The sequence below is a fragment of the Pedococcus soli genome (genome assembly GCF_054782575.1).
Genome location: NZ_BAAGSF010000006.1, coordinates 944,010 through 966,496 on the forward strand (window position 1 = coordinate 944,010; position 22,487 = coordinate 966,496).

At 71.1% G+C, this 22,487-nt stretch carries 19 protein-coding genes; 11 read left to right on the forward strand and 8 right to left on the reverse strand.

Annotation, left to right across the window (positions count from 1 at the left end; translation table 11 throughout):
* Positions 1–118 precede the first annotated feature (118 nt).
* From ACYVKF_RS19695 to ACYVKF_RS19705, 3 genes are all read left to right on the forward strand, one after another.
* Positions 119–2,428: an FG-GAP-like repeat-containing protein gene (locus tag ACYVKF_RS19695; RefSeq protein ID WP_460968688.1), complete on the forward strand. Its 2,310-nt coding sequence runs from the start codon at positions 119–121 to the stop codon at positions 2,426–2,428.
* A 69-nt stretch (positions 2,429–2,497) separates the two neighbouring features.
* Positions 2,498–3,316: a matrixin family metalloprotease gene (locus tag ACYVKF_RS19700; RefSeq protein WP_460968690.1), complete on the forward strand. Its 819-nt coding sequence runs from the start codon at positions 2,498–2,500 to the stop codon at positions 3,314–3,316.
* A gap of 24 nt (positions 3,317–3,340) precedes the next feature.
* A complete protein-coding gene (locus tag ACYVKF_RS19705) occupies positions 3,341–3,646 on the forward strand; it encodes a hypothetical protein (protein ID WP_460968692.1) in 306 nt (101 codons plus the stop codon).
* 3 nt (positions 3,647–3,649) lie between these two features.
* Here ACYVKF_RS19705 and ACYVKF_RS19710 read toward each other — a convergent pair whose 3' ends face one another.
* A complete protein-coding gene (locus ACYVKF_RS19710) occupies positions 3,650–4,525 on the reverse strand; it encodes a LysR family transcriptional regulator (protein WP_460968694.1) in 876 nt (291 codons plus the stop codon).
* Between the two features lie 245 nt (positions 4,526–4,770).
* On the opposite strand from ACYVKF_RS19710, the gene ACYVKF_RS19715 reads away from it, so the two are divergent.
* From ACYVKF_RS19715 to ACYVKF_RS19725, 3 genes are all read left to right on the forward strand, one after another.
* Positions 4,771–6,033 carry an MFS transporter gene (locus ACYVKF_RS19715; RefSeq protein WP_162246803.1) on the forward strand — a complete coding sequence of 421 codons (1,263 nt, stop codon included), beginning with the start codon at positions 4,771–4,773 and terminating at the stop codon, positions 6,031–6,033.
* A gap of 170 nt (positions 6,034–6,203) precedes the next feature.
* Positions 6,204–8,861, forward strand: coding sequence for a glucosidase family protein (locus tag ACYVKF_RS19720; protein WP_460968697.1), 2,658 nt, complete (start codon positions 6,204–6,206; stop codon positions 8,859–8,861).
* Positions 8,862–9,194: 333 nt separating this feature from the next.
* On the forward strand, positions 9,195–10,142 hold the full coding sequence (locus ACYVKF_RS19725; protein WP_460968699.1) for a LysR family transcriptional regulator: 948 nt from the start codon (positions 9,195–9,197) through the stop codon (positions 10,140–10,142).
* 32 nt (positions 10,143–10,174) lie between these two features.
* On the opposite strand, the gene ACYVKF_RS19730 is transcribed toward ACYVKF_RS19725, so the two are convergent.
* Positions 10,175–10,453 (reverse strand): hypothetical protein, encoded by a 279-nt coding sequence (locus ACYVKF_RS19730; RefSeq protein WP_460968701.1) that lies wholly within the window; start codon positions 10,451–10,453, stop codon positions 10,175–10,177.
* A 126-nt stretch (positions 10,454–10,579) separates the two neighbouring features.
* Between ACYVKF_RS19730 and ACYVKF_RS19735 the strand changes: the two genes are divergently transcribed.
* From ACYVKF_RS19735 to ACYVKF_RS19750, 4 genes are all read left to right on the forward strand, one after another.
* Positions 10,580–10,912: a TfoX/Sxy family protein gene (locus ACYVKF_RS19735; RefSeq protein WP_056917170.1), complete on the forward strand. Its 333-nt coding sequence runs from the start codon at positions 10,580–10,582 to the stop codon at positions 10,910–10,912.
* 85 nt (positions 10,913–10,997) lie between these two features.
* On the forward strand, positions 10,998–11,951 hold the full coding sequence (locus ACYVKF_RS19740; protein WP_460968703.1) for an NAD-dependent epimerase/dehydratase family protein: 954 nt from the start codon (positions 10,998–11,000) through the stop codon (positions 11,949–11,951).
* Positions 11,948–12,904 (forward strand): RNA polymerase sigma factor SigJ, encoded by a 957-nt coding sequence (gene sigJ / locus ACYVKF_RS19745; RefSeq protein WP_460968705.1) that lies wholly within the window; start codon positions 11,948–11,950, stop codon positions 12,902–12,904. The genes ACYVKF_RS19740 and sigJ overlap by 4 nt, the downstream gene beginning before the upstream one ends.
* 510 nt (positions 12,905–13,414) lie before the next feature.
* Entirely contained in the window at positions 13,415–14,263 is an 849-nt protein-coding gene (locus ACYVKF_RS19750) for a matrixin family metalloprotease (protein ID WP_460968706.1), read from the forward strand.
* Between the two features lie 105 nt (positions 14,264–14,368).
* Here ACYVKF_RS19750 and ACYVKF_RS19755 read toward each other — a convergent pair whose 3' ends face one another.
* The 5 genes from ACYVKF_RS19755 to ACYVKF_RS19775 form a co-directional block, all read right to left on the reverse strand.
* Positions 14,369–15,379 carry an aldo/keto reductase family protein gene (locus tag ACYVKF_RS19755; RefSeq protein WP_056915008.1) on the reverse strand — a complete coding sequence of 337 codons (1,011 nt, stop codon included), beginning with the start codon at positions 15,377–15,379 and terminating at the stop codon, positions 14,369–14,371.
* A 126-nt stretch (positions 15,380–15,505) separates the two neighbouring features.
* Positions 15,506–16,801, reverse strand: a complete 1,296-nt coding sequence (locus ACYVKF_RS19760) for an HNH endonuclease signature motif containing protein (RefSeq protein ID WP_460968708.1) — start codon at positions 16,799–16,801, stop codon at positions 15,506–15,508.
* 217 nt (positions 16,802–17,018) lie between these two features.
* Entirely contained in the window at positions 17,019–19,175 is a 2,157-nt protein-coding gene (locus tag ACYVKF_RS19765; RefSeq protein ID WP_460968710.1) for an MMPL family transporter, read from the reverse strand.
* Between the two features lie 336 nt (positions 19,176–19,511).
* Positions 19,512–20,372 (reverse strand): hypothetical protein, encoded by an 861-nt coding sequence (locus ACYVKF_RS19770; protein ID WP_460968712.1) that lies wholly within the window; start codon positions 20,370–20,372, stop codon positions 19,512–19,514.
* Positions 20,369–21,046 carry a hypothetical protein gene (locus ACYVKF_RS19775; RefSeq protein ID WP_460968714.1) on the reverse strand — a complete coding sequence of 226 codons (678 nt, stop codon included), beginning with the start codon at positions 21,044–21,046 and terminating at the stop codon, positions 20,369–20,371. Before ACYVKF_RS19775 ends, ACYVKF_RS19770 begins: the two co-directional genes overlap by 4 nt.
* Before the next feature lie 103 nt (positions 21,047–21,149).
* Here ACYVKF_RS19775 and ACYVKF_RS19780 point away from each other — a divergent pair, with 103 nt between their 5' ends.
* Entirely contained in the window at positions 21,150–21,914 is a 765-nt protein-coding gene (locus ACYVKF_RS19780) for a DUF5995 family protein (RefSeq protein WP_460968717.1), read from the forward strand.
* 43 nt (positions 21,915–21,957) lie between these two features.
* On the opposite strand, the gene ACYVKF_RS19785 is transcribed toward ACYVKF_RS19780, so the two are convergent.
* On the reverse strand, positions 21,958–22,419 hold the full coding sequence (locus tag ACYVKF_RS19785; RefSeq protein WP_460968719.1) for a peptidoglycan-binding domain-containing protein: 462 nt from the start codon (positions 22,417–22,419) through the stop codon (positions 21,958–21,960).
* Positions 22,420–22,487 lie beyond the last annotated feature (68 nt).

Genomic DNA, 22,487 nt, shown 5'->3' on the forward strand with positions numbered 1-22,487 from the left:
GCCGGTCACGGGTCGTCCGAATGGCTCATCTTTTTGTTCTAGTCCCTGTCGCACGGAGCCGCGGTGCCACTCTTCACTGTCGTCACACCCGCCCCTGCTGACCCCCCGGACTTCCCTGATGCGACTGATCTCTGCTGCCCTCGCCGTTGCCCTCACCCCCGCCTTCGTCGCTCTCCCGACCGTCTCGTTCGCCGCCGCCGACACCCCCCACCCCGTGGCCCCCAAGGTCGTGAGCACCCCCATCTCCGGCATCGACGCCGGGGCCGCCCGCCGCGAGGCGAAGGCGGGTCGTGCCCTGGCCACCGGCCAGGTGTCCGCACGGACCGTCACCTCGGACGCGGCCCGGTCGGTCGCCACCAGCCAGGCCGCACGGGTCACCACCGTCCTCACCGCCGAGCAGGCCCGGCCGCACTTCACGGTGGCCGGGATCTCGTGGGCGGCCGGCACCGACCTGACCGCTGACGACGTCACCGTCCAGGTGCGCGTCAGGGAGGCCTCGGGCTGGACGGCCTGGGACGTCCTCCCCGTCCCCGACGACGGCCCGGAGCCCGGCACCGCCGAGGCGGTCGGGGCCAGGCTGGGCACCACCCCCATCGTCAGCGAGGGCGGCAACGGCATCCAGGTCCGCGTCGACACCCCGCGGGGCCGGTCGCTGCCCGACCTCGAGGTCACGACCATCGACCCGGGCTCCTCCCCCGCGGACGACGACCTCACGCCGAAGGCCCCTGCCGCCTCGGCGTCCGCCGCCGCGGCCCAGCCGACGATCATCACCCGCGCCCAGTGGGGGGCCGACGAGCGGCTGCGCGGCAGCAAGACGTTGAGCAGCACCATCAAGGCGATCACCATCCACCACACGGCGGGCACCAACGACTACACGCCCGAGACGGCCGCCGCGCAGGTGCGTGGCATCTACGCGTACGACACGCAGGGCCTGGGGTGGGCCGACATCGCCTACAACTTCCTCGTCGACAAGTGGGGTCGGGTCTACGAGGGGCGCGCCGGGTCGATCACCGAGCCGGTCCGCGGCGCCCACTCGATGGGCTTCAACACCAACACCATGGGCATCGCGGCGATCGGCAACTACGAGACCACGAGCGCACCCTCGGCGATGGTCGACTCGCTCGCCAAGGTCGCCGGGTGGAAGCTCTCGCAGTACGGCGTGAGCCCCAGCGCCACGACGCAGCTGACCTCCCAGGGTGGCACCGGGGCGAAGTACGCCGCCGGTGTCACCGTCACCCTGCCGACGGTCCACGCCCACCAGAACACGTCCTACACGCTGTGCCCCGGCAAGTACCTCTACCCCAAGATGGACACGATCCGCAGCAAGGCCACGAGCTACGCCTCGGCCTCGGCGCCCGTCTCCAACCCCACCCCGGCCCCCGTCCAGACGAGCAAGCTGTATGACGCGTACGGCAAGCTCACGCTCGCCGCCGGCGCCACCGGCTGGCCGGTCCGCGACCTGCAGCTCGAGCTCAACCGTCGGGGCTACGCGGTGGGGACGGCGGACGGCGCCTTCGGCGCCAAGACCACCACCGGGGTGTCCTCGTTCCAGAAGGCCGCCCAGGTCAAGGTGACCGGCGTGGTGTCGGCCAACGACTGGCGGGCCCTGTCGGGCCTGAGCTACACCAAGGCGCTGGCGCTCTCGGTCCCCGCGCGCGGCGGCTTCAACGCCGACGGCCGGGGCGACGTCCTCGGCCGGACCAGGGCCGGCGACCTCATGCTCTACCCCGTCCTCGGCAGCACCGTCGGCAAGGCCGTGAGGATCGGCGCGGGGTGGGGCGGTTTCGCCCAGGTGCTGTCCCCCGGCGACTGGAACGGCGACCGGTTCTCCGACGTCCTGGCGTTGACCGGGACCGGCGACCTGTGGCTCTACCGCGGCAACGGTCGCGGCGGCATGTGGGCCGGAAGGGTCCTCGTCGGCAGCGGGTTCAAGCCGAGCACCCTCCTCGTCGCCCCCGGCGACTGGACCGGCGACGGCAGGCCGGACCTGTTGGCCCGCAAGACCAACGGCGAGCTCTGGCTGCTCACGGGCAACGGCGTCGGAGGCTTCGCGAGCACGGCCCGGAAGATCGGCACCGGCTGGCAGATCTTCACCGACATCGCCACCCCGGGTGACGTGAACAAGGACGGGAAGCCCGACCTCATCGGCCGCTCCAACACCGGGCTGCTCTACCTGTACCTCGGGACCGGGGCCGGCACGACCGGCACGGGCTACCGTCCCGGGCAGGTCGTCAGCCGTGGCTGGGGCGGGCACGCGGCGATCCTGTCGACCGGCGACCTCACGGGCGACGGCGTCCCCGACCTGCTGGCCCGCACAGGCACCAACGGCACGCTGGTCTACGCGGGCAACGGTCGCGGCGGCCTGCTCCCGGGTCGCACGCTGGCCACGACCTGGGCCGCGACCACCCGGCTGTTCGGGGTGCGCTGACCGGTCCGGTCGGTCGGATCACCCCGAATCCGCCCACACCGCACCATCTGGTCACCGACACTGTCCGGCGTGAGCGTCATCTACCTCGACCCCCACGGGCCACGTCGACCTGCCCGGCGCAGCGATGCCAGCCCTCTCAAGGCCGTGGCGGTGGCCTGCGGCTTCGCCCTGTCGATCATCGTCGGGATCGCCTCGGTGACCGGCGGCGGGTCGCCCCTTGCCAGGCTGATCGGCCAGGGCCCGCGGCCAGCCGCGGACGACCCCCGGGCCTATGCGTTCATGCGCGAGACCGCCGGCGGTGTCCCGGTCACGTGGGACCCGTGCCTGCACATCCGGTTGGTGGTCAACAGCCGCTTCGCCCCGCAGGGAGCCGACGTCCTCCTCGCCGAGGCCGTCGAGCGCGTCAACGCTGCCTCGGGGCTGACCCTCGAGGTCGTCGGTCCCACCAGTGAGGAGCCGGACCCGCAACAGACCCAGCGAGAGCTGGCCCTCGGTCGCCCCGGGGGCTCACGCGCACCCGTGCTCGTGGCGTGGACGACACCGGACGTGATGCCGAAACTCAAGGGTTCGACCATCGGCCTGGGCGGCCCCATCTACCGGTACGGCGACTCGATGGACCGGGCGAAGTACATCGGCGGTGTCGTCACGTTCGACTCCCCCGCCATGGCCCAGGTGCTGCGCGGTCCTGACGGCCACGCGATGGCTCGGGCGATCGTCATGCACGAGCTGGGACACCTCGTCGGCCTGAACCACGTGGACAACACCTCCCAGGTGATGGCCCCGAGCGCCCACCACGGCGTCTACGAGTTCGCCGCCGGCGACCGCGCCGGGCTCGCCAGGCTCGGGTCGGGTGGATGCCCCTATGACACGGGCGAGGCGTCGGGCTAGCGTCGGCCGCGTGAGGAGGGACCGATGGCGATGACCCTGGACGAGGTGGACGACTACGCGACCTCGCTGGCCGGGTGCAAGCGCAAAGGTCACCCCGGCAGGGTCGCCTGGTACGTCGACGACCGCCTCGTCGTGCGCCAGGACGAGCCCGGGACCCTGCTCGTCCGCGTGGACCCGGGGGACCGTGAACAGCTCCTCGAGGCGCACCCGACCACGTTCGGCGTCCCGCCGAGGTGGGAGGCGCACCGCAAGGTGCAGGCACAGCTGGACGGCGACGCCGGCGCCATACGCGAGGCCATCCGGTTGGCGTGGACGTCGCAGCGACGGTGACCGTCAGGGCCCGGTGACCGGCCCCAGCGGAGCGCCGCTGGCGAGGATCGCGGAGGTCAGCGCCTTGGCCGGCTCGGCCGGGGCCGTCCTGGTGGTGAGCAGGACGAGGTCGAGGTGGGGAAGCTTGGGCAGCCCCAGGCTCGGCGGCAGCTCGACGAGGTCGGCGGGCGTGAGCGTGCGGGCCATCACGGCGATGCCGAGGCCGGCACGGACCGCGGCGAGGACCCCGTTGACCCCGCGGACCGTGCAGGTGATCCGGCTCCGGCGCCCAGCCTTCTCGAGCGCCTGGACGCTGACCGCACGGGACAGGCTCGGGGCCTGGTAGACGACGAGCGGCACCGGCTGCTCCGGGTCCAGGCGGGTGCCGTCGGTGCCGACCCACACCAGGTGGTCGCGGCGCACCACCTGGCCGCGCGTGGGGGTCGGGGTACCCGGGCTGCGCTTGACGAACGCGACGTCGAGGTGGCCGGACTCGATGCGCCGGATCAGGCTGTCGTTCTGCAGGACGGCGAGCTCGAGGTCGATGCGCGGGTAGAGCTGGCGGAAGTCGCGCAGGATCCTCGGCAACGGCGTCAGCGCGAGGTCGTCGGTCACGCCGAACCGCAGGCGACCGGCGAGGTGGGACCCCGTGAAGTAGCCGACGGCGCGCTGCTGGGCGGCCAGGACCTCGCGCGCGAAACCGGCCATCGCCTCGCCGTCGGAGGTCAGGGTGACGCTGCGGGTGTCACGCAGGAACAACGGTCGACCCACCGCCTCCTCGAGGCGACGGACGTGCTGGCTGACGGTCGGCTGCCGGATCCCCAGGGACTCGGCGGCGCGGGTGAAGCTGAGGTGCTGGGCCACTGCGAGGAAGGTGCGCAGCTGTTCTGGGTCGTACACGGGTCAGCACTCCTCGGGGCGATCGATCTGTCATTGCGATTCGCAATGGCACTTATACGACTGATTCTGTCCCAGAATATCGCGGGGGCCCCGTCGCAGGGAGCACACTTGAACAGCCACTTCGCCCACCCACGACGCCACCCGAACGCAACTCCCGCCAGGACGACATGAGCTCCGCCGCCTCCGCCCCAGTCCACTTCCCCAAACTCACTCTCCCGCAGGGCTTTTCGCGAACCTTCCCATCGTTGGAGAACCGCAACTTCCGCCTCCTGCTCTCCGGACTCCTCGTCTCCGGCACGGGTGGCTGGATCCAGCGCATCGCCCAGGACTGGCTGGTCCTGACCATCACGGACAGCCCGACCGCCGTCGGCATCGTGACCGCGTTCCAGTTCGCGCCGACGATCCTGCTCGGCCTGCACGGCGGGCTCCTCGCCGACCGGCTGCCCAAGCGCACCCTCCTGCTCGCCACCCAGGTGTCGATGTCGCTGACGGCTGCGGTCCTCGCGGTGCTCACGCTGACGGGCGTCGTGCAGGTGTGGCACGTCTTCGCCCTGGCGTTCGTGCTCGGCGTCATCGCGGCCGTGGACAACCCGACCCGGCAGTCGTTCGTGAGCGAGGTCGTCCAGGGACCGCAGCTGCCCAACGCGATCAGCCTCGTGTCGTGCACGTTCCAGATCGGCGCGATGACCGGCCCGGTGATCGGCGGGGTCCTGATGAGCACCCTGGGGGCGGGCTACGCGTTCGCCGTGAACGCCCTGACCTTCGTCGCGCCCGTCGTCGCGCTCTCCCTGATGCGCGGGACGCCCGCCCGCAGGTCCTTCTCCCCCGCGACGAACACCGACGGCCCCGTCGCGCCGGCTCCGCAGGCGCGTGCCGGCCTCACCTACGCCCTGCAGACGTCGACGGTGCTGTGGCCGATCGTCATGGCCGGCGCGTTCGGCTTCTTCACGATCAGCCTGCCCGTCACCCTCGCCGCCTTCGCCAAGAACGAGTTCCACACCGGCGCAAGCGGACTCGGCCTGCTCAACGCCATGGTGGCGCTCGGTGCCATGGGTGGCGCCCTCACGACGGCCCGGCGGCAGCGACCGCTCCGGCTGCGCACCGTCGGGTATGCCGCGTGGGCCCTCGCCTGCGCCATGCTCCTCGCCGCGGCTGCACCCCAGCAGCTGCTCTTCACCCTGCTCCTCGTGCTGGTGGGCGCCGCGAACCTCGGGTTCCTCACGAAGGCCCAGTCCCTGGTCCAGCTCGCCACCGTTCCCCACCTGCGGGGGCGCGTCGTCGGCCTCTACATGCTCGTCTTCATCGGTTCCGGTGCCGTGGGTGGTCCCGTCGTGGGCTGGATGGCCGAGACGTATGGCGCCCGCGTGGCCCTGCTCGTGTCCGGCGTGGTGCCCGCCCTCGTGACGATCATCGTGTGCCGTCACCTGGCCCACCTCGGGTCGCTGCGGGTCAGCCTGTCCACGATCTCGGTGCGTCTCCCCCGGGTCAGCGTCACCCCGCGCGGCTGAGCGGACGCCCGGGCGCTCGGGCGCCTGTCGTCCGCGTTGCCGCCGGTGTGACCCGGGTGTACGTTCCGACGGTCCGGACAAAGCCGTCCGAAAGACCCGTGGACGACTCGGTCCAGACCACCCAGAGGACGCCGACCGGCGCCGCTCCCCCACTGGGTCGGAGGACGACGATGTCTCGATCACTCATGGCCGCCGCGTGCACGGTGGCCCTCGGAACGACCGTCGTGGCGGCGTCGCTGCCCGCGGTCGCAGCACCCGGACGCACGGCCGCCGCCACCGCGGCGGGAGCCGGCTCCACCACCGGCACGGCCGGCCCGGCAACGGGCTCCCCCACCGAGCTGTCGGTCAGCACCAGGCTGGCCGACCGGCGGGAGGTCTCGGCCGGCACCCGCGCCTACTCGATCGGTTTCGAGGACGGCCGGTTCTATGCCAACGGCTGGCACATCACCGGCGAGATGGGCGGCGTCTGGACGCCACCGCTCAAGCTCGTCGACGGCGTGTGGTTCGGGCTGGACGGCCAGTGGGTCGGCCAGGCCACGAAGTTCACCAGCGGCCGCGGCTACACCCGCTACGACCTCCCCGACACCGCGGGGCTCCAGGTCCGGCGCACCGACTTCGTCCCGGACGGAGTCCGCGGAGCGCTCTTCGGCCTCACCGTCACCAACCCCGGCGCGGCCCGCTCGACCACCCTGTCGGTCGACGCCCACTCCGAGCTGATGGGCCAGTACCCGTGGGGCTTCGACGGGGTGACGCCGAACGCCAGCGACAACCTCCCCGACAAGGGGTCCTACGACGGCAAGAACCTCGTCTTCACCGACGACGGCGCCCTCCCCGGCGCGCCCACCCACCACTACGCCGCCCTCGTCGGGACCGCCGTCACGCCCACCACCGGACAGGTGGGCGACCAGTTCCACGGCGCCCAGGCCGGGCACCGCTGCACCGGCACCGAGCCCGGCGCCCCGGCCGACCCCAAGCCCTCGGCCTGCGACGACGGTCCCTTCGGCCGCGGCACCGGTGGTCGTCTCACCTACTCGCTGAAGCTCCCGGCAGGCGGCTCGACGACCGTCTGGCTCGCCGTCGCCGGCTCCGACCAGGGGTTGGCCACTGCGCGCGGCGAGCTCGCCAAGGCCCTCACCGACCCGGCAGCAGCGCTGGCGAAGAAGCAGGCGAGCAGGGCAGCCCTGTCGCAGATGACCCAGCTCTCGCTCCCCGGCGACCCGCTCGTCCAGGACGCCGTGGAGTGGGGCAAGCAGAACATCGCCGACCTCACCCAGAACGCGACCAACCTGCAGGTGCGGTGGACCAACCAGGGCAAGCAGTTCCCCGCCCCGGCAGGCACCGTCCCCAAGGCGACCTGGATCGGAGCCGGCTTCCCGGACTACCCGTGGATCTTCGGCACCGACGCGGAGTACACCGCCTTCGCCTCGGTCTCGGTGGGCCAGTTCGAGGCCATCAAGGGCCACCTGAGGGCCCTGCGCGACATCTCCGACCTGCTCAACAAGAGGTCCGGCGTCGTGACCCACGAGGTCGTCTCGGACGGGTCGATCTGGTTCGGGCAGGACTCACGCTCGACGAACCCGGACGGCACCACGGCCTACAACTTCAACACGGACGAGACCGTGAAGTTCCCCAGCACCGTCGCCCTGCTGTGGCGCTGGACCGGCGACAACGCCTTCCGCGACGAGATGTACGACTTCTCGGTCCGCAACCTCAAGTACGTCACCAACCAGCTCGACGCCGACCACGACGGCTGGCCGGAGGGGCTCGGCAACGTCGAGCGCGGCGGCATGGGGCCGGAGAAGCTCGACAACACCGTCTACTACATCCGCGGGCTCTACGACCTCGCGGACCTCGCGAAGTCCAGGCACGACGGCACGACCTACGCGTGGGCCAGCAAGCTCGCCCGCCGGATCCACGACCGGTTCGACACGACGTGGTGGTATGCCGCGGCGTCCCAGTACGCCGACTCCCTCGTGGACCCCGGCGACCAGCAGTCCTTCCAGAAGCACTGGATCGGTCAGACGCCGATGGAGGCCGAGCTCACGGTGAACGGGCGCACGGTGGCCGGCCTGGCGCCATACGCCCACGGCACCGCGGCCCTCGCCGGGCGGGAGAACGACTGCTACAGCGGCACCGCTCCCCTCTCGACGGGCCTGTTCCACACCGCGTGCGGTGGTGGCGCGAACGGTCTCGGCGAGAAGATCGTGTTCGGGCTCACGACCTCGATCCAGTCGATCGGTGAGGGCAACTACGGTCGGCTCGGCGCGGGTCAGCAGCAGCGCTACACGCACGCGTTGGCCGACCCGATGTTCGCCGAACCGGCGACGGGCGGCACCCCGGACGAGCAACCCGGGGCCATGCCGGAGATCTTCCCCTCGCCGGACCAGGGCGCCAACATCGACCGCTGCTGGACCTGCCGCTCGATGTTCATGCAGGCCTGGGGCAACTACGGCACTGCGTGGGCAGTCGTCCACCAGTGGCTGGGCGTCCAGCCGGACCTCGGCAGCGGCCGGCTCGTCGTCGTGCCCCAGGTGCCCACCGGGCAGCCCTCGGCGTCGGTGAAGCACCTGCGGCTCGGTGGTGGGTTCGCCGACGTGGCGGCGTCGGTGACCGGCTCCCGCTACACGACCACCCTCGACGTCCCGCGCTCGGTCGGCGCGACGAAGGTCTGGGTCGGCCACACCCTCCCGCAGGGTGCCCGGGTCGCGACCGTCACGCTCGACGGGCACCGCCTGGACAGGTGGACCACCCGCGCCACCCACCGGGGCCTCGAGGTCACCGTCCCCACCAAGCCCGGGAGCCACGTCCTGGTCGTCACCAGCCGCTGAGGAGGTTCCCGAGCCGGGCGCCCGGGTGATCAGGAACGCTGATCACCCGGGCACCGTCGGGGCGGGACGACGGCACGAACCGGTCGTATCTTGGTCGCTGTCGGCGTCGAGGGACGCGGTCACGGTGAACCAGTGTGGAGATCCAGGGGTCGCGGCCCGAAGGTGGGGGGCGGGCGGCGAGGCCGCGTGGTCCGGACCTCGTCCCTCGCGCCGACCCGCGGGCCCGAGGCGCATTTCGCGATTTCCCTTGCCGAGGGTCGGGTGACGGCGTGACCATGGGTGGGCGCGAGCACGGGCTCGGTCACGGGCGCGGTCACGGGTGGGGGTCACGTCATGGAGCTCAGGCACCTCGAGGCCTTTCTCGCCGTGGTCGAGCACAAGGGGTTCCGGCGCGCGGCCGACCACCTGTACCTGAGCCAACCCGCGGTGTCCGCCCGGATCCACGAGCTCGAGCTGACGCTGGGTGTCCCCGTCTTCGCCCGTGGGCAACGGTCGATCGAGCTCACGCCCGCGGGCCAGGCACTCCTCGGCCCGGCCCAGCGGATGCTCGACGCGGCCCGCGCAGCGCGACGTTCTGCCCAGCTCGCCGCGTTCTCCGGTGAGGTCGAGCTGGCGATCATGCCGGGAGGGGCGCTGGAGCTGACCCGCCCCCTGCTCGTCGAGCTCGGTCGGCGCTTTCCCGGCGTCGACTTCCACCTCCGGCCGCTGAGCATGCAGGAGTGGTATCCCGGCATCCTCGCCGAGGTCGACCTGCTCATCACCCGGGAGCCGTTCCCCGTCGCCGAGGCCGTCGTCACCGAGCTGCTGTCCGAGCCCATGGGGGTGGGGGTGCCCTCGGCCTTCGAGGAGAGTCGGGCTCCTCAGCTCACGCTCGACGACGTCGTCTCGTGCGCCCACGTCCGGATGACCGACACCGTCCACCCGCAGATCGTGCGGCACTGGAGCCTCACGTCCATGACGAACGACTTCGAGGTGGAGCGTCGCGGCCCGGGAGCCGACGGGCCGCTGCAGACGCGTGACCGCGTGGAGTCCGGGTTCGGCCTGGCCGTGGCGCCTGCGTCCGTGGCCCGCCTCTACGGGCAGGGTGGCTACCGGTTCGTCCCGCTCGTCGGCGTTCCCGACTCACGCGTCGTGCTGGTCTCCGCGGTCGCCGGCACGAACGAGCTGGTCCGGGCCATCCACCGTGAGGCGGCGGACGTGGTCGCCCGGCTCACCCCGTTGGTGCTCGGCGGCGAGTCGTCCGCCGTCGACCGGGTCGTGGCGGCCGCGATGCAGCTCTAGGACACCCACCGGTCCGGGACCGCACGGTCAGGTCAGAACCACTGGCGCGGGCGCTGCCGCACCTCCTCGCGGCTGGCGAGCAGCCGCCGTCCGAACCGCACGACCGTCCAGCACCACCAGCGGTCGATGTCCTCCTCGGCAAGGTCGGCCCGCGACTCCCAGTACCGGCAGAGCTCGGTGAGCTCGGCGTCGGTCAGCGCGGCACAGCCCTGCACGAACGAGCCGGGGTGCCCCTCGAGGGGATCGACGCAGGACGGACCGTCGTCCACCACCCACGTCTGTGTCGCTGCGATCTGGTTCACCTGGGCCATGCACCGATCGTGGACCCGTGGCGTGGGGTCCGCCTCCGTCGAACGGTGGAGAACAGCACCATTCGGCCCCCGTGGACGTCGGAACTGTGCTGCTGCCACCGTGGACCGGGTGACACCATGGTCGTCATGGCATACGACGAAGGCGTCGCCCAGCGCATCCGCGACCTGGTGGTGGGCGAGCTGGACGTGACGGAGAAGAAGATGTTCGGGGGGTTGGCGTTCCTGGTGAACGGCAACATGTCGGTCGCCGTGAGTGGCAGCGGTGGGCTCATGGCCCGGCTGGATCCCGACGACTCGGACGCCCTCCTCGACGGCGTGGTGGTGACCCCGTTCGAGATGCGCGGCACGCCGATGCGGGGCTGGTTGCGGGTGGCCGAGGCGGGGTACGCCACCGACGAGCAGCTGGGCGAGTGGGTCGACCGGACCGTGGAGTTCGCGCGTACCCTCCCCCACAAGTGAGGCGGGGACGGGCCGCCCTGTCACAACGGCACCTGCTGTCCTGTCTGAGTGGGTACAGGAAGCGATCCACGAGGGAGTGAGCAGGATGAAGGTGTTCGTCGCAGGGGCCACCGGCGCGATCGGGCAGCAGCTGGTGCCGCTGCTGGTCGGAGCCGGCCACGAGGTCCACGGCATGACCCACAGCACGTCGAAGCAGGAGCTGGTCCGTCGGCTGGGCGCCGAACCGGTGGTTGCCGACGCGCTCGACGCCGAACAGGTCGCCGATGCCGTCGGACGCGTCGAGCCCGACGTGATCGTGCACCAGCTGACCTCGATCGGCCCGATGGACCTGCGGCACTTCGACCGGGCCTTCTCGATGACCAACCGGCTGCGTACCGAGGGCACCGACCACCTGCTGGCGGCAGGCCGGGCCGTGGGGGTGGAGCGGTTCGTCGCGCAGAGCTTCTTCGCGGCATACGAACGCGTCGGTGGCCCGGTCAAGACCGAGGAGGACTCGTTCGGCGTGGGCGCTGCCACGGAGATGCGCGAGACGGTTGCGGCGATCAGACACGTCGAGGAGGCCGTGCTCGCGGCGTCCTGGACGACCGGGATCGTGTTGCGGTACGGCGGTTTCTACGGCCCCGGGACCTCGCTCGGACCCGGCGGCGACCAGACCCAGGCCGTGCGCGGACGCAAGTTCCCGGTGGTCGGTGACGGAGGCGGGGTCTGGTCGTTCATCCACGTCGCGGACGCGGCGGAGGCGACCGTGGCTGCCATCGACCGCGGTCGAGCCGGCGTGTACAACATCGTCGACGACGAGCCGGCTCCGGTGCGCGAGTGGTTGCCCGCGCTGGCGCGGACCCTGGGGGCGCGACCGCCGATGCGCGTCCCGCGGTTCGTCGGGCGGCTCGTCACCGGCGAGCTGGGGGTGGCGATGATGACCGAGCTGCGGGGAGCCTCCAACGCCAAGGCCAGGAACGAGCTCGGCTGGCAGCCGGCACACTCGAGCTGGCGTGAGGGGTTCGCCGAGGTGGCGGGTCTCGAGAGGATGCGCGCATGACGTCCGCCGACGATGCCGCCGCCCGGGAGGCTCTGCTCGCCGCCCGGGAGGCTCTGCTCGACGAGCTGCGGCCGACCTCGTTCGGCATCGCCTACCGGATGCTCGGCAGCGTCTCCGAGGCCGAGGACGTCGTGCAGGAGTCGCTGCTCAAGGTGCACCAGTCGCTGGAGGCGGGCGAGGAGATCACGTCACCGCGCGCCTTCGTCGCCACGGTCACCACGAGGCTCGCGATCAACGAGCTGCGGTCGGCTCGGGTGCGCCGCGAACGGTACGTCGGCGAGTGGCTCCCCGAGCCGCTCGTCACGGGCGGTCGTGACGACCCGGCGGCCGTCGCGGAGACCGCCGACGCCCTGTCGCTGGCGATGCTCGTGCTGCTCGAGACGCTCTCCCCCGAGCAACGAGCAGCCCTGCTGCTGCACGACGTCTTCGGCTACGGGTACCCGGAGGTCGCCGACATCGTGGGCACGTCCGAGGTCAACGTGCGCCAGCTCACCAGTCGGGCCCGCCGGCACGTCCGGGACGCTCGCCCTCGCTTCCGGACGACCCGCAGGCAGCACGACGACCTGGCTCGCCGGTTCTTCGCCGCGGCCGGGAGCGGTGACCTCGCCGGCCTGGAGGCCCTGCTCGCCCACGACGTCGAGCTCACCGGTGACGGTGGTGGGAAGGTCCCCGCCCTGGCCAGGTCGCAGCGCGGTCGCAGCCGCGTCGCCCACACCCTGACGAACTGGCTGCACGCCCTCGCCCGCTTCCCGCAGGTGTCGATGCGTCCGGTCGAGGTCAACGGGGAACCCGGCGCGATCTACGTCGACGACCAGCAGCGGGTCCTGGGCGTCTGGTCCCTCGAGTTCGGCGGCGGTCAGATCGTCGGGATCCGCTCGATCGTCAACCCGGACAAGCTCGCCCACCTCGGTCCGGTCGGCGACGTCGCCGCCATCATCCGTTCCGCCCGCTGACCGTCCCCGATCCACGGGTATGCCGCGGAGCCACCTCCGCGGCATACCCGCCTCCCCGCCTTCCGGTCGAAGTGTCCGGATTCTCCAGCGGCCCTCGCCGTCCACCACCTAGCATCGGGCGACGAGTTCGGCTGGGATGTGGGGGCAGGGGCAGTGGGGACCGACGAACCCGTGGAGATGATCCACGTCGCACGGCCGACGCAGTGCGCCTGCGGCGAGCCGCTCCTCGCGGGCGAACGGGCCGGCCAGCTCGGGACGGACCCCACCCCGGTGTGTCTCTGGTGTCTGGCCGACGTGCGGGCGGGTCCGCCCCGGCCACGGCGCCGTCGCGACACGACCGAGTGGCCTGAGCAGCTCGCCCTTCTCTCCCCCGGCCCCTCGGGTGCTTACGCCTCCCCCACGACCACCGTCGTCGCAGAGTGGAGCGGTTCTCCCAAGGGCCCGAGATCCCCGAAGCGACCTCGTCGGCAGAGCGGTGGCGAAGGCCCCAGGACCGCGGTGTCGCTGCTGGTGACCATCGTGATCGTGGGGGTCGTGCTGCTGGGCATCCCCGCCCTGCTGGGCAGGTACTCCTCCGGGGCATCCACCCCGGGTGTCACCCACGGCAGCAGCGGGCTGCCCGCGGCCGCCCCGGTGTCAGGCATGCCCCTGGGCGGCAGCGATGACGCCACCGGTTCTGTGGTCCTGTGGCCACCGGTACCGGCTGACGCGAAGAACACGCCGTTGGGCCGGCCACCGGTCCAGCGATCGGCGTCGACCGACTACGCCTTCCTCAACCGTGTCAGCGACGACGCGAGCCGTCCCGTGGCGTGGGACCCGTGCCGCCCCATCCACCTCGTGGTCAACGCGGCGTCCGCTCCGCCCGGCGCCGACCGTCTGCTGACCGAGGCTGCGAGCCAGGTGAGCCTCGCGACGGGGCTGCAGTTCGTGATCGAGGGACCGACGGACGAGCGGCCGTCGGAGGACCGGCCGACGGTGGACCAGGCGAGGTACGGCAACCGCTGGTCCCCGGTGCTCGTCTCGTGGACCGACCCCGGCGTGGTGCCGCGGCTCAAGGGCACGGTCGTCGGGCTGGCCGGACCGGATGAGGCCAGCTCCGTCGGCGACCAAGACCGGCACTACGTGAGCGGGATCGTGGACTTCGACGGGCCGGCCTTCAACGACATCCTGACCAGCGGTGACGGTTGGGCGAACGCCCGTTCGATCGCCATGCACGAGCTGGGTCACCTCGTCGGGCTGGATCACGTCCCTGCGAAGAGCCAGATCATGTACGAGAGCGACCAGGGTCGGACACAGTTCGGCAAGGGCGACCTCGAGGGCCTGCGGCAGCTCGGGTCGGGTCCCTGCTTCACCCGATGACGCCCCGCTCCAGCACGACCGCGGGGCGACCGGCTCGTCGTGAACCGGCCGCCCCGCGGCATACCTGAGTTGTGTGCTGAGCAGTTGTGGCGCTGAGCCAGGGACTCAGGCGACGCGCGACTGGGGCGCTGTCTCCTTGGTCTTGGCGGCGTCACGCTCGACGATGTCGCCGAGGGCGTCGTCGATCGCCTTGAGCTGACCGGCCTCGAGCTTCACGCCGGCTGCCTTGACGTTCTCGTGCACCTGCTCGGGGCGCGAGGCGCCGACGAGTGCGGCGGCCACGTTGTCGTTCTGGAGGACCCAGGCGACGGCGAGCTGGGCCATCGACAGGCCCGCCTCGTCGGCGATGGGCTTGAGCTTCTGGACGCGGGTGAGCACGTCGTCGTTCATGAACCGCTTGATCATGTCCGCGCCGCCCTTCTCGTCAGCGGCGCGCGAACCCTCCGGCGGCTTCTGGCCGGGCTGGTACTTGCCGGTGAGCACGCCCTGGGCGATGGGGCTCCAGACGATCTGGCTGACCCCGAGCTCCTTGCTCGTGGGGACGACCTCGTCCTCGATGACGCGCCAGAGCATCGAGTACTGGGGCTGGCTCGAGATGAGCTGGATGTTGAGCTCCTTCGCGAGCTTCACACCCTCGCGGATCTGGTCGGCGGTCCACTCGCTGACGCCGATGTAGAGCGCCTTGCCCTGGCGGACGACGTCGGCGAACGCCGTCATCGTCTCCTCGAGCGGCGTCTCGGTGTCGTACCGGTGCGCCTGGTAGAGGTCGACGTAGTCGGTCTGCAGTCGCTGCAGCGAGCCGTTGATCGACTCCATGATGTGCTTGCGGGACAGGCCGGTGTCGTTCTTCCCACCGGGACCGGTCGGCCAGTAGACCTTGGTGAAGATCTCCAGGCTCTCGCGCCGCTCGCCCTTGAGGGCGTCGCCGAGGACGGTCTCCGCCTTGGTGTTGGCGTAGACGTCGGCGGTGTCGAACGTGCTGATGCCCGCGTCGAGAGCCGCGCGCACGCACTGCGTGGCGACGTCGTTCTCGACCTGCGAGCCGTGGGTGAGCCAGTTGCCGTAGGTGATCTCTGAGATCTTGAGACCACTGTTGCCGAGGTATCGGAATTCCATGCTTCAACCGTATGCCGCGCGGCCCGGGCCCGCTCGTCCGGTCCCAGCCCTCGGCTCGTCCCCGGCGTCGGCGGGGCCTGGGCACGGCTGTGGCCCCACCCGGTCAGAGCAGGGTCCGGGGCGCGGTCACGCCGGCTCCTGGGCGGCGCGCTGTGCCAACAGCTGGTCATAGCTGCCGAGCACCAGGTCCCACTCCACCCACTCACCGGCATCGTCACGGACCACGCGCCCGGCCAGGCGCCGGCTGTGCACGGTCGTGTGGTGCCGCTCGCACAACAACGCCGCGTTGCCCAGGTTGGACGACCCGAAGTCGGCCCAGTGCACCAGGTGGTGGGCATCCGTCCAGTGGGGCGGCATCGAGCACCCGGGATAGGTGCAGCCGCCGTCTCTCAGCCACAGTCGCCGCATCTGGGCCGGGGTGAAGAACCGCACCGCCCGACCCTGGTCGAGCACCTCCCCCGCCGATCCCAGCACCATCGGGACCACGGAGGCGTTGCAGGCGAGGCGGCGCACCGTCCCCGGCGCCAGCATCGTCCCCGACTCCGGACCGCCGATCACGACGCCGGCGCCGCGAACTCCGCTGGCCAGGGCGTCCCAGTCCATGGTCACGATCAGCTGGGTCTTCGTGTGGGGCCCCACCCCTTCACCCGCGGCAACCGCTCGACCCACCAACGCCAGGAGCGCCTCGCCCCGCCTCTGGTCCGACCCGCGCAGATCGCGTTCCCCGTCGACAGGCCTGGGTGAGGACAGGGGGCCGAGCGCCGCCTCGAGCACGGCCTTGCCGGCGACATCGAGCACGAGCCGGTACTCAGCGGTCCCGGTGCCGTCCTCCACGGGCTGCGACAAGGCGACGAACCGCCGGGCGACGTCCTGCTGCAGCTGGAGCTCACCGTCCTGGCCGTACCTCGCCAGCAGGGCCGGGCGCACCAGGCGGCAGCCGCGCGGCCCGTGCTCCGCGGCCATGTCGATCAGGCCTTCCAGCACGTGGGGCTCAGCACCATCGGCCAGGCCAGGTCGCAGACGGTCCGCCTCTGCCACCACCACCGCGGCCGAACGGACGGGGAGTCGTCCAGCGTCCACGGCCTCCTTGATCGGCTGGTTGCACGGCTTGGCGAAGGCGACAGCAACAGCGACGAGCTGTCCTGCACCCCCTGCACGCGTCGACGGCGCATGGTGCCGGACCCATTGCGTCACCGTCATCGCCGCGGCACCTCCGGAGGCGTCCCCTCGCCCGATGGCCTCGCTGACGATGGCGACCCTCGCCGCGTCGCACGACGCGCTGAGGGCATCGACCTCACCGAGCAGCTCACCGAGCCCACCGCTGCCCGGGACCTGCCAGAGCGAGTCCGCGATCCCGGTCAGCAGCTCTCTGGCAGCCGCGATGTGTTCGCGTCGCTGCTCGAGCCCCGGGCTTGCTTCCATACAAGAACACTAACCGGTGCCACCGACAGCGCTCCCACTCAGCCGAGACCCAGTCCCGTTGTGCTGCAACACTTTTCGCAGACACACCGACTGGTCATGAGCAATCCCTACGCGCCCTTCCTGTGGACAACCGAGCCGCCACGTCGCTCCTGTGGACAAGCGGTCACGGCAGCCGTGAAGCGTGCCCGGTCAGCAATCCGACTGCCCAGCACTCCGTTCAGCGAGCAGGTTCGAGCGCCGGCGTGCCCTCCTCGGCGGCTTCCCCGGGGCTGGCGGGTTCGGCGGCGTCGAGTGCGGCGTCACGGCGCGACAGCGCGCTGGGCCACCACATGTGCCCCTTGGCGTCGAGGTTGAGCGCAGTCACGAGGACCGAGCGGACCACGAGCGTGTCGAGCAGCACCCCGAGGGCCACCGCGATCCCGATCTCCGCGAAGGAGACCACGGGCAGGGTCCCGAGCACCGCGAAAGTACCTGCGAGGACCAGGCCCGCCGACGTGATCACGCCCCCGGTGGCGGCCAGACCCACCAGGGCGCCGCGACGGGTGCCGATCTCCTTGGCCTCCTCGTGCACGCGGGTCATGAGGAAGATGTTGTAGTCGATACCCAGCGCGACGAGGAACACGAAGACGAACAGCGGCAGGGAGGAATCAGCCCCGGCGAACCCGAGGACGTTCCGGAAGATCAGCGACGAGAGTCCGAGGGCCGCACCGAAGGACAGGACCACGGTGCCGATGAGGATCAGCGGCGCGGTGATCGCCCGAAGCAGCAGGACGAGGATCAGCAGCACCACGCCGAGGATGAGCGGGATGATCCGCAGGTTGTCGTCGGCGGACGCGCGGAGGGTGTCTGCCCGGGTGGCGGTGTCGCCGCCCGCGATCGCGTCGGCACCAGGGACGCCTGCGATGGCCGCACGGATCCGGTCGACGCTCTTCGTCGCGGCATCGGAGTCCGGCGCATCGGAGAGGGTCGCCTGGATGAGCGACCGGCCGCCCTTGGTGACCGGGTCACCGACCGACGAGACGCCCTCCACCCCCTGCAGGGTCGTCCTGACGGCCGCAGCCTGACCGGCGTTCGTGAGGACCAGGACCGGTGAGCCGGCACCCGCTGGGAAGTGCCTCGCCAGAACCTGTTCGCCCACAACGGATTCCGGCGTCCCGTAGAACGCGTCCTTGTTCTGCAGGCCCACCGCGTTGAGCTGGAAGATGCCCAGCGAGGCGACCGCGAGCAGGAGCCAGGTGACGACCCAGGTGCGCCGGGGCGCCCGAGCGATCCGGGCGCCGATGCGGGCCCAGACGCCGTCCCGGGTGTGGTCGACCGAGCCGTACGACGGCCTCACCGGCCAGAAGATCCAGCGACCGCACACGACCAGCAGCGCAGGCAACAGGGTCAGCATGACGAGCAGCCCCACGGCGACGCCGATGGCCGCCACCGGGCCCAGTCCCTTGGTGGAGTTCATCGTCGCGACGAGCAGGCACAGCATGCCGGCGATGACCGTTGCCCCGGAGGCGAGGATCGCCGGGCCGGCACGGTGCAGGGCGAAGGCCATGGCTTCGTGCCGGTCCTCGTGTCGGCGCAGCTCTTCCCGGTAGCGCGCGACGAGCAGCAGCGCATAGTCGGTGCCTGCCCCGAACACGATGACGGTGAGGATGCCAGAGCTCTGCGCGTTGACGGTGAGGGTGTCGTCCTTGGCGAGGAAGTAGATGACGGCCTGCGCGACGAAGAGCGCGGTGCCGGCCGAGACCACGGGGATGAGCCACAGCACCGGGCTGCGATAGGTCAGCAGCAGGATGATGATGACCACGGTCATGGCGCTGTACAGCAGCTTCCCGTCGATGCCCGAGAACGCCTCGGAGGAGTCGGCCGAGAACCCGACCGGTCCGGTCACCTGCATCGACAGGCCGTCGGGGCGGTCCTGGGCGATGGTGCGCAGGTCCTTGACCGTCGCACCGAGCGAGTCCCAGCCCGCGTCGCCCGCGTCGACCGGGACGATGACCTGGATCGCCTTGCCGTCCTTCGACGGGATCGGGCCGACGCTGTCGTTCTTCACCGGCGCCAGGGCGTCGAACTTCGCCACCTGCGCGGTCACGGCCTGCGTGTCCGCTGCGGTGAGCCCGGCCGCCCGCTCGTAGACGATGACCGCAGGGAACTCGTTCTTGCTCTGGAACGCCTCGATCTGCTTGACCACCTGCGTGGACTGCGCGTTCGCCGGGAGCCACGCGACGGCCTCGTTGTTGAGGACGCCCTGCAGCTTGCCGGCCGGGCCGAACGCGGCGGCCAGCACCACCAGCCAGAACCCGACGACGAACCACTTGGTCATCCGTGACGACGGGAACCTGGCGAACCAGCCGACGTCCCCCATCCGCGTCTGCGCCATGCCCGTGCCCTCTCCCTAGCGTTGTCGCACCCCCTGCCGGCGCCGTCCTCGTCAACGGTAGGCCTCGGTTCCGATGGTGGACAACGGTTTTCGTCGCCTCTGGGGGTCCGGCTCAGGGGCCACTCAGGGGTCACCCTGAGACCACTTCGGGCATTTCAGGGCGTATGCCGCGTGGCTACGACAACGGTCGGACGCACCTGCTGCGGACGGCACGCCGTTCGTCGTCGGTGCCGCCCTCGCGGTCCTGCTGGTGGTGCGTCGGCTCGTGCATGACCGCATCGCGGCCTCCGCGACGGGCACCCTGGTGGCGAGAGGGTTCTACCTCGCGATCGCGGTCTACGGCTTCGTGCTGCTGGGCATGGACGTCGCGGACTTTGCCTGACCTCGTGGCAGGTCGCGCACAGCCGAGGCCGCCGACGCCGCGAAGAGTGCGGCGAAGCCGGCGCCCATGACCCAGGTCAACGGCCGGTCAGTGAGGAACTCGTGTCGGGCGCGGACTGCGGCCACGAGGATGAGCGCGAACATCACGAGCTGGACCCGTCGCATCAACCGCACCGTGTCCCAACGGTCGTCGATCAGCACGGCGAGGCCGGCCGCGCCCAGGCAGAACGTCGCCCCGACGACTCGCGCCGTCAATGGCGTGAGCGCCCACGGCCAGACGGTGACTGCCCGTGCCGGGGCTGCGAACATCAGCAGACCGGTCAGCACCGCCAGTCCGCCCACCCCGGCCACGGACCACCGGGCCACCCGACCGAGGCGAGGTGCGTCCGGTGCCGACGGCGCGGCATACCGCTGGTTGGCGAACCAGGCAGCAGCAACGAGGAACGGCGCGGTGAAGTAGAGCCCGGCCCACAGCCAGAACGCGAGCCGGTCATGGACGAACTTGTCCCAGTGGATGATCGTGGCGATGCCGAGCAGCGTGGCGAACAGGGCCACCGAGACGAATCCGGCGCGGACGGCGACCCACCGACGTTCGACGAGGAGGACCCGGAGGAAGAAGTAGCAACCGCCGAGGTAGGCCGACGCGAGCAGCATTGAGGTCATCTGCGCCTGGATCGGCCACGACCACACGCGCGCTGTCTGCCCGGGGAACCCGTAGAGGATCACGAACGCCACCAGCAGGAACGGCGCGATGAAGGCGGAGAGTGCGCGGGTGGTGCCCAGGACACGGTCGTCGAGGGCTCGGTGGCTGCTCACGTCGCCACCTCCTCGAGCCTCGTCACGGCGTCGAGGAGGGCGGAGTAGGAGGCGACGAGCGCACGGCGTTCGGCGGCGAGCCGGGGGTCCGTGAGGTCGCAGCCCGCCGCGACCCACGCATCCGAGAGGTCCATCGCCTCGGCGCGCCACCGGGCGGCTTCCTGCATCGACTCGCGCGGTGCCGAGTAGACGTGGGAGTAGAGGTCGACCAGGGCGTTCTCGAGCTCGGCGCGGGACCCGTCACCATGGGCTGTGTCCTCAACGGCGGTCGTCGCTGCGGCGCTCTCTGCGGTGACGGGCACGTCGCGTTGGCGGTACCGGTGCAGGCGCCACCACTCGACCTCCAGCTCCGAGGCCTTGACGGGGTCGAAGGTCAGGTCCGAGTGCGCCAGGACGAGCCGGTAGAACCCGAGCATCGCGGCCCGGGCAGCGTCCGGATCGTTGTCGGGCACCGGAGCCCACGCCCGATTGGCCTGCAGGACGTACCACGCGGCGACGAGCGTGAGTCGCGGCCCGAGCCCGAACCCGGCACCGACCATCCCGACGAACGAGCGCAGGGCGGTGACCCACTCGCGCCGGTAGTAGCTCGCCCACGCCTGCGTCTCGAGGCGACCCAGCGCGACGGCATCGAAGTCGCGCGGACTGTGGCGACTGAGGCTGTGGCGACCCAGCACGGCGCACCTGGCTTCCCGGCCGGAGTCGTCCGTGGCAGCCGCTGACAACTGCCGGTCCTGAGGCCGATACTAGTCGCGCAGGGCCACCTCGTCAGGGGGTCAGATGCTCCATCCGTTGCCCGGTCGCGACATCACCGCAGTGGTTGCTGCCATGGATGACCGACTCCTCCGGATGCCTCCCGAACGAGCCGCGCAGCGGGTGTTCCTCGAGACGTACCGCCGTACGACGCTGGCTGTGGCTGCTGCGATGGCCGACGCCTGCTTCGAGGACCCGGACTGGGTGGAACGGTGGGACGTGGCGTTCGCCGACCTCTACCTCGCGGCTCTCGATCTCGACCTGTCCGGCAGTCCTGCCGTGCCCCGCCCGTGGGCGCTGGCCTTCGGGGCGCCCGCTTCCCTGCCGGCGCTCCGGCACGTGCTGCTGGGCATCAACGCTCACATCAACTACGACCTGCCCCAGGCATTGCTCGCGGTGATCCCGGACGCGGACTTCGCCTCATCTGTCGTTGTTGCGCGGCGGGCTCGGGACCACGAACGGATCGACGGTGTCCTTTCCTCGCGGGTCGCTGCGGAGGACTCCGAGCTCGGTGCGGTGTCGCCGCCGACCCTTCTCGATCGGGCGCTCCAACCGCTGAACCGGTTGTCCTCCAAGCGATTCCTGCGCGAAGCGCGACAGAAGGTGTGGCACAACACGATGGAACTCCAGCGCGCGCGGGTCCAGGGAGAGGACGCGTATGCCGCTCGGCTGGCTGAGCTCGAAGTGCTCAGTGCCGCGCGGATCGCCGACCTGCTGGCGCCGGGGCAGGTGTTGCTGCGGTTGGCCGTGGCTGGGTTCGGTGTGAGCCTTCCCCCGGCTCATGGGTCCTGAATCCGCCCTGCTTGGTCGTGGCTCGGGTCTTGGTTCCCGCGGATCAGAACGAGAGCATCCCGCTGACCAACGCCTGCCAGGTCATCGGTCCCACGACCCCGTCGACGACGACGGACGGGATGTCGGCGTGGAGCGCCTGCTGGAACCCCCGGACCGCGGCCTCGGTCTTGGGGCCGAAGTTGCCGTCGACCGCGAGTCCCTTGCTGGGGTCGCCCGACAGGTTCCGGAACTGGAACTCCTCCTGGACGCCACGCACTGCGTCGCCGGTGGAACCTCGGCGGACGGTGACGATGAGCGCGGCCCACGTCAGGGGTCCGACGATCCCGTCAACGGTCAGGTGCTTGGCCTGCTGGAACGCCCGGACGGCCTGGTCGGTCAACGATCCGAAGTTCCCGTCGACGCTGACCGCATGACCCGACTGCCGCAACAGGTCCTGCAAGGTGCGGACCGGGTGGTCCTGGTCCCCCTTGCGCACGAGCGGCCACGGACTGAGTGAACCTGGCATGACTGCCTCCCCAACTCGAGCGGGCGCATCCCCCTGATGCCCCTCGATCCACCATCCTCCGGGCAGGA